Below are 11,605 nucleotides of genomic sequence, written 5' to 3'. Positions count from 1 at the left end.
AACGCAGCGTTCCCGCCTTATGCAACCAGTCGATACCCACCGGATTCGGTCACCAAAAGCCGCGCATTTGACGGATCCGGCTCGATCTTTTGACGCAACCGATAGATGTGTGTTTCCAACGTGTGGGTGGTGACACCGGCGTTATAGCCCCAGACTTCGTGCAACAGGATATCGCGGGCAACAACGCCGTCGGTGCTGCGATAGAGGAACTTCAGGATGTTGGTTTCCTTCTCGGTCAGACGGATCTTGCGATCCTCTTCGGTCACCAAAATCTTCATCGCAGGTTTGAACGTATATGGCCCAAGCGTGAACACGGCGTCTTCGCTCTGCTCATGTTGCCGCAGTTGAGCACGAATCCGCGCCAGCAGTACTGGAAACTTAAACGGTTTGCTCACATAGTCGTTCGCCCCCGCATCCAAACCCAAAATCGTGTCGGCATCTGTATCATGACCGGTCAGCATCAGGATCGGGCTTTTCACACCTTGCTTGCGCATCAGGCGACACAACTCGCGGCCATCCGTATCAGGCAAACCCACATCAAGAATGATCAGATCAAACAGGCCCTCTTTGATGCGCGCCATGGCCTCAGAGCCATTACCAGCTTCAAAGACATCAAAGTCCTCGGTCATCACCAATTGTTCCGACAGGGCCTCACGCAGGTCCTCGTCATCGTCTACCAGTAGAATTTTCTTGAGCTGAGCCATCGGGTCCTCCTCATTCGGTTTCCAAAGACTTGAGACCGGATGACAATTTTCTCAAGGTATGCTGCAAAAACTTCACGTGGACGTGTAAATCGCGTGGGAATTGTTTCACAATACGTCAAAAGAGCAGTACATCTGCGGCCCTGAACCACCGAAAGTATTTCAATTGAGTTTCGCGCCAAACATCCTTGAACTCATCGCCCGTGCCCGGTCGGACCTGCGAATGGGTGTGCCTGTTATTATGACCGGAGAGGGCCAGGCGCTCTTGGTGGGCTCAGCCGAAACCATGTCTGAAGAGCGTCTGACGGACTTTCGCGGATTGGCGCCAGACCTTGTTTTGGTCATTACAGCACGGCGTGCCGAAACGCTGAAAGCACGGGTCTATGACAAAGACATCGCCCGTATCCGCATGCCCGCTGACGCAACCACGCGATGGGTGCATTGTGTGGCAGATCCCTCTGACGATCTGATGATGCCGATGAAAGGCCCTCTAGCGGTCGAGCGGGATGGCAATGTCGCGCTGCATCAAACTGCCATTTCTTTGGTGAAATCCGCTCAGTTGTTGCCCGCTGTTGTCGTGTTGGCCCTGAGCGACGCTGGCAATTTCGCTCTAGAGCACGGTTTGACGATCGTACCTGCCGCCCTCGCAGCGGCCAATATGGCGGCGGCACATCAGATGGATTCAGTGATTCACGCGGGCCTTCCCATGCGCGCCGCAGAATCGGGACGTTTGCACATCTACCGTCCGGATGACGGTGGTGAAGAGCATTACGCGATCGAGATCGGCAAACCCTCACGCGACAAGCCTGTGTTGGCGCGGCTGCACTCGGCCTGTTTCACAGGGGACGTTCTGGGATCGCTAAAATGCGACTGTGGCCCTCAGTTGAACGCGGCCTTGATGCAGATGGGCAGCGCGGGCGAAGGCGTGCTCTTGTACCTCAACCAAGAAGGCCGCGGCATCGGCTTGGCCAACAAAATGCGCGCTTATAGCCTGCAGGACCAAGGCTTTGACACGGTTGAGGCCAACCACCGCCTTGGGTTTGAAGACGACGAACGGGATTTCCGCATTGGCGCTAGCATATTGAAAAAGATGGGTTTTGCATCCGTAAAGCTCTTAACAAACAACCCACGCAAGATCGCGATGATGGAAAACGAAGGCATCAAAGTGACCGAACGCGTCGAGCTCAAGGTCGGTGAGAATCGCTTCAATTCCGCCTATCTCGCGACCAAAGCGGCGAAGTCCGGGCATCTCTTGTGAGCGACTTGCGCCTCACGCCTCATGGGCTCTGGTTCTTGGGCCGGCGGTTTCCCTGCGCAATTGGTAAAAGTGGCATTCGAGTTCAAAAACGTGAGGGAGACGGGGCCACTCCGGCGGGGAGGCACCGCATTGTCGGCATGATGTATCGCGCTGATCGCCTGGCCCAACCTCAACCCTGGGCCAAGAAAATTGGCCCGCAGGATCTATGGTCGGATGACTCCGAGGCTTCTGAATACAACCAACTGGTTTGCATGCCCTACGCGTTTAGTCACGAAGCAATGCGCCGCGCGGACCCTCTTTATGACATTGTTTTTATTACAGATTACAACTATCCGGAGGCGCAATCCGGGCTCGGGTCCGCGATCTTCCTGCACCAATGGCGTAGACCACGGTTTCCGACAGAAGGCTGTATTGCGCTGCGACGTGATCACCTAAAATGGATCGCAGAGAGAGTACCGCAGGGTGCTTTACTGGAGATCTCGCAAAGTTTGGCAACAGACGCCTAGCCGTAATCCCGCGCCCCAAAGATCGCAGATCCTACCCGCACATGGGTCGCCCCAAAGCTCACAGCCTTTTCAAAATCGCCGCTCATGCCCATCGACAGGCCTTTTAAACCATTGCGTTCCGCGATCTTGGCGAGAAGTGCGAAATGCAGGCTAGGCTCTTCGTCGACCGGTGGAATGCACATCAACCCTTTGATCGGCAGATCCAATTCGCGGCAGTCTTTGACAAACCCTTCCGCATCCTTCGGCAAGATGCCAGCTTTCTGAGGCTCTTCCCCGGTATTCACCTGAATGAACAAGTCTGGACATTTGCCCAGTTCCTGCGCCAAACGGGCCAGAGTGTTCGCGAGTTTTGGGCGATCCAGCGAGTGAATCACTTCAAACAACTCCATCGCATGCCGCGCCTTGTTGGTTTGAAGCGGACCCAGCAGATGAACGGAAGTCCCTACAAAGGCTTTTCGGAATTCAGGCCATTTTCCCGCAGCTTCCTGCACCTTGTTTTCGCCGAAAACGCGGTGGCCTTGCTCGAGAACGGCCTGAACACGCTCATTTGGCTGAACTTTGGACACGGCGATCAACTCAGTGCTCCCCGGCGCGCGCCCGGCGTCGATTTCAGCTTTCGCAATACGCTCTTGAATTTCAACGAGTGACATATGGGCCCCTTGGCAAGTTTCGCCGCACCGAACACCAATTTAAGGCAAAAGAAAAGGGCGGCTCGAGTGAGCCGCCCTAAAATTGGGTCTTCTTGTTCTAAGAATTAGAACTTGAAGGAGATACCCAGATCTGCGCGCTGGTCACCAGCAACTTCGCCAAAGCCGCCAGCCAGAGTTGCGCCGCCCAGGTCGTATGCAACGCCGATACCGTATGCGTCTGCTTTAGTACCTGCAGTGTCACGCTCTGCGTAAACTGCGGTCAGAGTCAGGTCGCCGGTGGTGTAGGACGCGTCGATGCCCCAGCCGTCTGCGGAAGCGTTAGCAACTGCTGCGGTTGGGTCGGTGTCGTAGAAGGAGTCTGCGTAAGTTGCGTTCACAGAGAATGCGCCTGCAGAGTAGCCCAGAGTAACGGTCGCAGTGTTGTCGAATGCACGGTCTGCGTAGCCAACGGATACGGAGAACGCGTCGATGGAACCGGACAGGGAGATCGCGTACTCGTCGTTAGAGGAGTCTGCGGATACTGCAACAGCCATGTCACCGAAGGAGTAGTCGATGCGAACGTCGTCGGAACCGGTTTCACGCAGTACGTCAACGATGTCGTCAACACCCAGACCGTCGAATCCTACGTCTGCGATGCCGCCTACGTCGTTTGCTTCGCCAATGTTGCCAACAGTCAGAGTCAGACCTTCGTAGGAGATGAATACTTCTGGATCAGAAGCGCCACCGCCAGTGACGTGAGCGGAGTTATTGGAATCTGCGTCCAGATCAACGGAAGCTCCGAAAGAGATGCCGCCGTCGGTCTCGCCAGAGCCTTTTACGTCGAAATCGATTTCGTTTTTGACGATCGTGTTGCCTGCGGCTTCAGAGTAGTACAGACCCATGTTTGCGGAACCAGAGATGGTAACTTCCGCAGCTGCAACACCAGCGGTCAGGACCAGCGCGGTGGAAGCAAAGAGAACTTTTTTCATAGTTTTTCCCTCGGATTGAAATTTAGATCCCCAACCGCGTTTGCCGGTGGGTATGACGCTGTTTCGCTTTTTTTGCCTGAGTCTATCAATGGTTCAGTTTTAATATTCTAAAGTATAGTAAAAAGTGTGTGAAAGATGTCGCATAGGGGTATTTGAAATATGCTTTCGCATACTTCTCAATATCCCTTTCACTTTGGCTGAAAACCAAAAAAAGACCGAGCTTTTGCTCGATCTTTCAGTCTTTTCTATGGAAAAGAAAAAGGGCGGCTCCGAGGAACCGCCCTAATATGGATTCTTCAGCTTCTAATATTAGAAGGAGAAGGAAACACCCAGGTCTGCAACGGAGACGCCTTTTGCTTCACCGAAGCCGCCTGCCAGTGTTGCGCCACCCAGGTCATAGGCGAAGCCGATGCCGTAAGAGTCTTGCTTACCTGCTGCGTTGTTGTCTGCATAAACCGCAGTCAGGGTCAGGTCGCCGGAAGTGTAAGAAATGTCGATGCCTTGGCCAGTGTTGGTGCCGTTGTTGACATAGAACAGGTTCGCAGCGATCGCGCCAGCAGAGTAACCGACGGTTGCAGTGGTCGTGTCATTCGCACCGTTTTCTGCGTAACCGATTGCATAGGAGAATGCATCGATTGAACCGTTCACACCCAGTGCCCAAGTGTTTGTGCCGCTTGTGGAGTCCATGGACACCGCAACATTGACGTCGCCAAAGGAGTACGCAACGTGTACGTTGCGAGCTGCAAAGGCACCGATTTCTGCAGAGTTATCAATACCAATTTCGTCGAAGCCAACGTCTTTCAGACCACCTTGATCGCCCGCGCTGCCTACGGCACCAACGGTCAGGGTCAGACCTTCGTACGTGATGAAGACTTCTGGATCGTTAGCGCCAGTACCAACATCTGCGCCCGCGACTGTGTTTGATTGGGATGCGTCCAGGTCTACGGATGCACCGAAGCTGATGCCGGAGTCTGTGGAACCGCTACCTTTGACGTCGAAGTCGATTTCATTGGTGACAGAAGTTACACCACCAATAGACTTAACACCCATGTTTGCGGAACCAGAGATGGTTACGTCTGCAGCTGCAACACCTGCGGTCATGACCAGCGCGGTGGAAGCAAAGAGAACTTTTTTCATTTTGTTTTCCCTCGGATTTTCTAAATTTCAAACCCTGGCCGGACCGTCCAAGCAGGGCACGAAGCCTGCATCGCTGCTTTCAGAGGGCGTTTTCAAGCGCGGCAGATCGGCCCCATTTACACCCGCATTTTTTGGTGCATCATTGTCACACTTTTTCTGCTAACTTATTCTATTGATTATGTTTTTTACTATACTAAAGTACATATAATTATCTAAAGTATAGTTTCGTTTCGGGGTCGCACACGCGCCACAGCTGGGCGGTGACTCGGGGAAAAACCTTGCTCTGCTTACACCGCTTATATAGGACGGAGTGCAGATGGTTTTTTCGTAAGGACAGGACTGTGAACAGCGTCGCAAGATTTTCGATTTCGGTCATTGCCCTGTCGGCTATGACAGCCTGTGGCGGCTTTCGCCAAAATTCCCAATCCGCAGACGACTATGGTCAGGGTGAAGGCGGCAACACGACATTTGCCGCAACACCTGTTCAAGAACGTGAAACAACGATCTGGGAGATCTTTGCGCCGTCAAACGAAGAAGTTGAGCTTAAGGTCAACAAATATATCTGGACGGCCTCGCTTGAGACGCTGGATTTCTTGCCAATTGAATCCGTCGACCCGTTTTCCGGTGTAATCACTACGGGTTACGGCACGCCTCCGGGGGGCGGCCAGTCTTATCGCGCGACAATATTCGTGCGCGACCCGGCTTTGGATGCGCGCTCTTTGCATGTTGCGATGCAACGTCGAAATGGGCGCGCAGTTCCTGATTCCACAGTACGTGCGGTTGAGGACGCGATTCTTGCACGCGCACGTCAGTTGCGCATTCGCGACGGACGCTTCTAAAGCGAGGTCTCGCTCTCAGGTTTTGAAATCCCAAGGCTCAGCCGATCCGGCTGAGCTTTTTTTGAGGCTGTCGATCCACTGCAGTTGTTTCGGCAATGCGATCGTTGTCAGGTCATAATTTGCGACGACATGAGATCGCGCGCGGCGCCCCAGTTCCGATCGCATTTGAGGATCCTCCAGGACCGTGCGGATTTCCTTAGCCAGGGCCTTTGTGTCAAAGAAGTCGACCAATCTGCCTGTTTCGCCCTGTGCGATCACTTCGCGCACCGGCGCCGTGTCACTTGCCACAATGGCGGCCCCGCAGGACATGGCTTCGAGCAAAGACCAGCTGAGCACGAAGGGATAGGTCAAATAGACATGTGCTGAGGACACCTGCAGCAATGAAAGAAAGCGATCATAGGGGAGTTTCCCCAAAAACCGAACCCGCGCCCAATCCACCTCGGGGATCTGTGGGCGCACTTCTTCGGTGAAAATTGCCTTCCACGTTTGACCATCCGGGGCCGCTGGTCCGTAAGACCGCTCTTCTCCGCCGACGATCAGCACATGCGCGTCAGGCGACTCGCGTAGAATCTTAGGCAAAGCCCGCATAAAGATATGAAAGCCCCGATAGGGTTCCAGATTGCGGTTCACAAAGGTGATGACCTGATCATCGCGGGTCACCTGCCCTCCGTCTGGCAAGTCAAAGACAACGTCGGGATTAGGCTTTGCCACCTCAGTATCGATGCCATCATGAATCACTGAAATCCGGTCGCGGAACGCCTTGGGAAAGCTTGAGGCCTGAAAGTCTGTGGGACAGATGCCCATATCGCCCAATGGAAAGTGCAGGTGGTTGTTCACATTCTTCATGCGAATCCTCTGGGTAGCCATGGCGTCATCCGCGCGCGCAAATTCCGGATCAAACCCGGAATCCGCCGCATTCGCCTGATAGAACAGCTCATAGTAAAGCCCGATGCGCGCCTGGGGCCAGATATCGCGCAAGAACAGCGATTCTCCCCACCCCGGGTGCGCCACAATCACATCCGGCGTGAATCCCGAGTCTCTAAGCTTTGTAGCGGCAATCATACAGGCCTCACCGCGATGGAGCTTGGTATTTAGATCAACCAACCAAGGATGCACCCCATCCCCCGGTTTGCGGGTGATTTGATAAGGCAAGATCCGCACGCCCTTCCAATCCGTCGGCTTTTTCACGCGCAGAGTCAGCGCAACGCAGCGATCCCCACGCGCCGCCAGCGCGGGGGCAAGATTCTTAAACTGGCCAGGGAAATTTTGATGGATGAATAAAATGTTCATAGAAATTCCTGCTCGGCCTACGCGCTTTATGCCTTTTCTCCCTTATAGAATCGTGAACCTCGCCCCCAAAGCCCCAATTTTCACGCAAAGCGCTGGACCATAGCATCCGCCTCGCCTATCACCTTCGCGACCACGACTTAAGGCCCAATAGGCCAGACGAGATGAAAGGGAATTTCGGCATGACGCGCTACACCCCCGCCGAGATCGAAGCAAAATGGCAAGCGGCTTGGGAGAAAGCCTCGGTCTTTAAGGCTGAACGCGATCCTGCGAAGCCAAAATACTATGTGCTCGAGATGTTCCCTTATCCATCGGGCAAGCTGCATATGGGCCATGTGCGCAACTACACGATGGGCGATGTGATCGCGCGCTATAAGATGAGCACGGGCCACAATGTGCTGCACCCGATGGGCTTTGACGCTTTTGGCATGCCGGCTGAAAACGCCGCGATGGCCTCGGGCGGTCACCCCAAGGATTGGACCTATTCCAACATCGACACGATGGTCGATCAGATGAAACCTTTGGGCCTTTCGCTTGATTGGTCCCGCATGTTCGCCACCTGTGATGTGGAATACTATGGCCAGCAGCAGGCGCTGTTCCTGGATATGTTGGAAAAAGGTCTGGTCTATCGCAAAAACGCTGTGGTGAACTGGGATCCGGTCGATATGACCGTTCTCGCGAACGAGCAGGTCGAAAACGGGCGCGGCTGGCGCTCGGGTGCTTTGGTGGAACGGCGCGAGCTAACGCAGTGGTTCTTCAAGATCTCGGATATGTCCGAAGAGCTTCTGTCTTCGCTTGATGATCTCGAAGACTGGCCTGCCAAAGTGCGCCTGATGCAGGAAAACTGGATCGGCAAGTCGCGTGGTCTGCAGTTTGGCTTTGAGCGTGTGGATGACGAGGAACCCATTGTCGTTTACACCACCCGCCCCGACACGCTGATGGGCGCATCGTTTGTGGGCATCTCTCCCGATCACCCGATTGCAAAACAGCTTGAGGCCGAACGTTCCGATGTCGCCGAGTTTGTCGCCGAATGCCGCAAGGGTGGTACGACCGAAGAAGCCATCGAGACTGGCGAAAAGCTGGGCTTTGACACTGGAATCCGCGTCAAACACCCGCTGAACCCGGATTGGGAACTGCCGGTCTGGATCGCGAACTTCATTCTGATGGACTACGGCACCGGCGCGATCTTTGCCTGTCCGGCGCATGACCAGCGCGACCTTGATTTCTGTCGCAAATACGACCTGCCGGTCATCGACACCTTCTTTGCACTGGATAATGACACCCCTGTCGCAAACGAAGCCTTCGTGCCGCCGAAAACTGAAAAAGTGCGCTGGGTCGACCATTTCGCAGGCCTCACGGAGGCCACCGGCGAGGAGGCGATCAACACCACCGTTGATTTCGCAGAACAACAAGGCTGGGGCGAAGGCGTCACAAAATACCGCCTGCGTGACTGGGGCCTGAGCCGCCAGCGCTATTGGGGCTGCCCGATCCCTGTGGTCCACTGCCCGACCTGCGGCGTCGTGCCTGAAAAGAAAGAAAATCTGCCGGTCGAGCTGCCTTATGACGAAGACGGCAAAGCCATCGATTTCTCGGTCCCCGGCAATCCTCTGGATCGCCATCCAAGCTGGCGCAATTGCAGCTGCCCGAAATGTGGCGGCGACGCGCAGCGTGAAACCGATACGATGGACACTTTCGTGGATTCATCTTGGTATTTCGCGCGTTTCACCGCGCCGCGCGCAACCACACCAACCGAACAGGCCGATGCTGACTATTGGATGAACGTCGACCAATATATCGGCGGCATTGAACATGCGATCCTGCACCTGCTCTATTCCCGCTTCTTCGCCCGCGCGATGAACATTACCGGCCACCTCCCTGCAAAGTCCAAAGAGCCGTTTGACGCGCTGTTCACCCAAGGCATGGTGACTCACGCGATCTACAAGCGCGAAGGCGCGAATGGCCGTCCAGTCTACTACTATCCAGAACAGGTCGAGTTGCGTGACGGCAAAGCCTTCCTCAAAGAAGACGGCTCTGAGGTCGACATCGTGCCAAGCGCGAAAATGTCGAAATCCAAGAACAACGTGGTCGACCCGCTGGCAATCATCTCGGCCTATGGCGCAGACACCGCCCGCTGGTTCGTGCTGTCAGATTCGCCTCCAGAGCGTGATGTGGAGTGGACAGCTTCCGGCGCTGAGGCCGCATATAAACACCTCACCCGCGTTCACCGCATCGCCGCGGAGGCCGCTGCAAGCGAAGAACAAGCGAACGCGAATGATGAGCAGCTTTTGCGCGAAATGCACAAAGCCATCCGCGACGTGACGCTTGGCGTGGAAAGCTTCGGTTTCAACGCCTCTATCGCGAAACTCTATGGCTTCACCAACACCCTGGCGAAATCCAAAGCCGGCGCCGAAGCCAAAAAAGAGGCCGCGAAAACCCTCGCCCAACTCATGGCCCCTATGACGCCCCACTTGGCCGAAGACATGTGGCAGCTTTTGGGTGGAGACGGCCTCGTCATCCACGCCCCATGGCCTGTTGCCGACGAAGCCATGCTGGTCGAAGCAAACGTCACGCTTCCGATCCAGATCAACGGCAAACGCCGCGCAGAAATCTCTGTTCCTAAGGATATGCCAAAGGAAGAGGTTGAAAAAATCGCGCTGGCGCAGGAAGCTGTTGCCAAGGCGCTGGACGGGGCCCAGCCCAAGAAATTGATCGTCGTCCCCGGACGGATTGTGAATGTGGTCATCTAAACTCTCTCGCCGCTTCGTTTTGATCGGCGCAGCCGCAAGCCTCACCGCCTGCGGCTTTACGCCAGCCTATGGCCCGGACAGCGCCGCAACACGCGTTCTCAGTCAGATCGCGGTGGATGAGATCAAAACAAGCGATGGGTTCCATCTGGTCCGCCAGTTGGAACACCGCTTGGGTCGTACAGCGGCACCGAAATTCGGTCTCTCTGTGGCGCTGACCACACGAGAAGAAGGTGTCGCGGTCACATCCGACAACCAAACCACGCGCGTGGAAATCTTTGGCGACGCAACCTTTGCCCTGCGCCAGCTCAGCGACAACGCTGTGGTACTCTCAGGCAAAACCCGCAGCTTCACCGGCTATTCCACGACCGGCGTTACAACTTCGGAACTTGCGTCTGAACGGGACGCGCGTGAACGTCTGATGATTATCCTTGCCGACCAAATCGCCACACAACTGATTGCGCGCGCAGGCGAGCTGCCAGAATGAAGCTCAGCCCCCGCGAGGCGCGCGGCTATTTCACCAAACCGGATCCCAGCCGCACGGGCATTTTGATCTATGGCCCCGACGCTATGCGCGTCGCCCTCAAACGACAGGACCTGATCGCAGCGCTCATCGGCCCCCAAGGCGAAGAGGAAATGCGCCTCACGCGCATCCCGGCGGCTGATCTGCGCAAAGACCCAGCGATTCTGATCGACGCGATCAAAGCCATCTCTTTCTTCCCCGGCCCGCGTGTCGCCTTTGTTGAAGATGCCACCGACACCACCGCACCGGCCATCCTCGCAGCCCTTGAGGACTGGGCCACAGGCGATGCCCAGATCGTGGTGACTGCAGGCCAACTCAAAGCCAGCTCCAAGATCCGCAAGGCTTTTGAGAATCACAACAACGCCTATGCGACCGCGATCTACAACGACCCACCCAGCCGTGAGGACATTGAGGCCGACCTCGCCAAAGCAGGCCTCACCCAGATTGATCGCGAAGCGATGACCGACCTCACCAATCTGGCCAAAGCGCTGGATCCGGGCGACTTCCGCCAAACGCTCGAGAAACTCGCGCTCTACAAACACGGCGATACCACAGCCGCCACGTCCGAGGATGTTGCCGCCTGCGCGCCCACGTCAACTGAGGCCGCTCTAGACGACATGCTCAATATCGTCGCCGAAGGCCGTGCTCAGGAAATTGGCCCGGTGATGGCCAAACTCAAAGCCCAGGGCACCCAGCCCGTCGGTCTTTGCATCGGCGCAACCCGCCACTTCCGCGCGCTTTATGCTGCGGCGTCAGATCCCGGCGGCGCGTCCCAAGGTATCTCTCGCATGCGCCCGCCGATCTTTGGCCCCCGCCGAGACCGCATGGTCCGCCAAGCCCAAGGCTGGGGCGCACCGAAACTGGAACAGGCGCTCACGATCCTGACCGACACCGACCTGCAATTGCGCTCTGCCAACCAAAGCGCCCCGGCAATGCCGCTGGTCGAACGCGCGCTCCTGCGTCTCGCGATGCTCAGCCGTCGCTAAAACGTT

11 protein-coding genes are annotated in these 11,605 nt (G+C 55.9%); 6 read left to right on the top strand and 5 right to left on the bottom strand.

All coding sequences use genetic code 11. The annotated features are described in order from the left end of the window. Positions 1 to 17: 17 nt before the first annotated feature. Positions 18 to 704 (bottom strand): response regulator transcription factor, encoded by a 687-nt coding sequence (locus tag HZ995_RS07315; protein WP_209358005.1) that lies wholly within the window; start codon positions 702 to 704, stop codon positions 18 to 20. Positions 705 to 867: 163 nt separating this feature from the next. On the opposite strand from HZ995_RS07315, the gene ribA reads away from it, so the two are divergent. Then, positions 868 to 1,959: a GTP cyclohydrolase II gene (ribA, locus tag HZ995_RS07310; RefSeq protein ID WP_245168779.1), complete on the top strand. Its 1,092-nt coding sequence runs from the start codon at positions 868 to 870 to the stop codon at positions 1,957 to 1,959. Further along, positions 1,956 to 2,465, top strand: coding sequence for a L,D-transpeptidase family protein (locus HZ995_RS07305; protein ID WP_245168778.1), 510 nt, complete (start codon positions 1,956 to 1,958; stop codon positions 2,463 to 2,465). The genes ribA and HZ995_RS07305 overlap by 4 nt, the downstream gene beginning before the upstream one ends. Here HZ995_RS07305 and HZ995_RS07300 read toward each other — a convergent pair. The 3 genes from HZ995_RS07300 to HZ995_RS07290 all read right to left on the bottom strand — a co-directional run bounded on the left by HZ995_RS07300 (position 2,462) and on the right by HZ995_RS07290 (position 5,220). After that, complete coding sequence (locus HZ995_RS07300) at positions 2,462 to 3,115, bottom strand: YggS family pyridoxal phosphate-dependent enzyme (RefSeq protein ID WP_209358003.1); 654 nt, start codon at positions 3,113 to 3,115, stop codon at positions 2,462 to 2,464. The two genes, HZ995_RS07305 and HZ995_RS07300, sit on opposite strands and share 4 nt — an antisense overlap. Before the next feature lie 104 nt (positions 3,116 to 3,219). Beyond that, the gene (locus tag HZ995_RS07295; RefSeq protein ID WP_209358002.1) at positions 3,220 to 4,083 is read right to left on the bottom strand and encodes a porin; all 864 of its coding nucleotides are present in this window, start codon (positions 4,081 to 4,083) and stop codon (positions 3,220 to 3,222) included. Positions 4,084 to 4,392: 309 nt separating this feature from the next. After that, on the bottom strand, positions 4,393 to 5,220 hold the full coding sequence (locus HZ995_RS07290; RefSeq protein WP_209358001.1) for a porin: 828 nt from the start codon (positions 5,218 to 5,220) through the stop codon (positions 4,393 to 4,395). A gap of 341 nt (positions 5,221 to 5,561) precedes the next feature. Here HZ995_RS07290 and HZ995_RS07285 point away from each other — a divergent pair, with 341 nt between their 5' ends. After that, complete coding sequence (locus HZ995_RS07285) at positions 5,562 to 6,059, top strand: DUF3576 domain-containing protein (RefSeq protein WP_245168777.1); 498 nt, start codon at positions 5,562 to 5,564, stop codon at positions 6,057 to 6,059. 15 nt (positions 6,060 to 6,074) lie between these two features. Here HZ995_RS07285 and HZ995_RS07280 read toward each other — a convergent pair whose 3' ends face one another. Continuing rightward, a complete protein-coding gene (locus HZ995_RS07280) occupies positions 6,075 to 7,349 on the bottom strand; it encodes a glycosyltransferase family 4 protein (protein ID WP_209358000.1) in 1,275 nt (424 codons plus the stop codon). A 179-nt stretch (positions 7,350 to 7,528) separates the two neighbouring features. Here HZ995_RS07280 and leuS point away from each other — a divergent pair, with 179 nt between their 5' ends. From leuS to holA, 3 genes are read left to right on the top strand one after another with little or no spacing between them, the layout of a single operon-like run. Next, positions 7,529 to 10,093, top strand: coding sequence for a leucine--tRNA ligase (gene leuS / locus HZ995_RS07275; protein ID WP_209357999.1), 2,565 nt, complete (start codon positions 7,529 to 7,531; stop codon positions 10,091 to 10,093). Continuing rightward, the gene (locus tag HZ995_RS07270; RefSeq protein ID WP_209357998.1) at positions 10,080 to 10,577 is read left to right on the top strand and encodes an LPS assembly lipoprotein LptE; all 498 of its coding nucleotides are present in this window, start codon (positions 10,080 to 10,082) and stop codon (positions 10,575 to 10,577) included. The genes leuS and HZ995_RS07270 overlap by 14 nt, the downstream gene beginning before the upstream one ends. Continuing rightward, positions 10,574 to 11,599 (top strand): DNA polymerase III subunit delta, encoded by a 1,026-nt coding sequence (holA, locus tag HZ995_RS07265; protein ID WP_209357997.1) that lies wholly within the window; start codon positions 10,574 to 10,576, stop codon positions 11,597 to 11,599. Before HZ995_RS07270 ends, holA begins: the two co-directional genes overlap by 4 nt. Positions 11,600 to 11,605: the final 6 nt, after the last annotated feature.

The sequence above is a fragment of the Cognatishimia activa genome, from assembly GCF_017798205.1.
Lineage (GTDB): Bacteria > Pseudomonadota > Alphaproteobacteria > Rhodobacterales > Rhodobacteraceae > Cognatishimia > Cognatishimia activa_A.
Note: the sequence above shows the minus strand (reverse complement) of the source record. Positions and strands in the feature narration are given on the sequence as shown.

Bases quoted from the DNA above. Each gene is read 5' to 3' on its own strand.
- HZ995_RS07315 (WP_209358005.1), bottom strand. From the start codon at position 704: ATGGCTCAGCTCAAGAAAATTCTACTGGTAGACGATGACGAGGACCTG.
- HZ995_RS07300 (WP_209358003.1), bottom strand. From the start codon at position 3,115: ATGTCACTCGTTGAAATTCAAGAGCGTATTGCGAAAGCTGAAATCGAC.
- HZ995_RS07295 (WP_209358002.1), bottom strand. From the start codon at position 4,083: ATGAAAAAAGTTCTCTTTGCTTCCACCGCGCTGGTCCTGACCGCTGGT.
- HZ995_RS07290 (WP_209358001.1), bottom strand. From the start codon at position 5,220: ATGAAAAAAGTTCTCTTTGCTTCCACCGCGCTGGTCATGACCGCAGGT.
- HZ995_RS07280 (WP_209358000.1), bottom strand. From the start codon at position 7,349: ATGAACATTTTATTCATCCATCAAAATTTCCCTGGCCAGTTTAAGAAT.
- leuS (WP_209357999.1), top strand. From the start codon at position 7,529: ATGACGCGCTACACCCCCGCCGAGATCGAAGCAAAATGGCAAGCGGCT.
- HZ995_RS07270 (WP_209357998.1), top strand. From the start codon at position 10,080: ATGTGGTCATCTAAACTCTCTCGCCGCTTCGTTTTGATCGGCGCAGCC.
- holA (WP_209357997.1), top strand. From the start codon at position 10,574: ATGAAGCTCAGCCCCCGCGAGGCGCGCGGCTATTTCACCAAACCGGAT.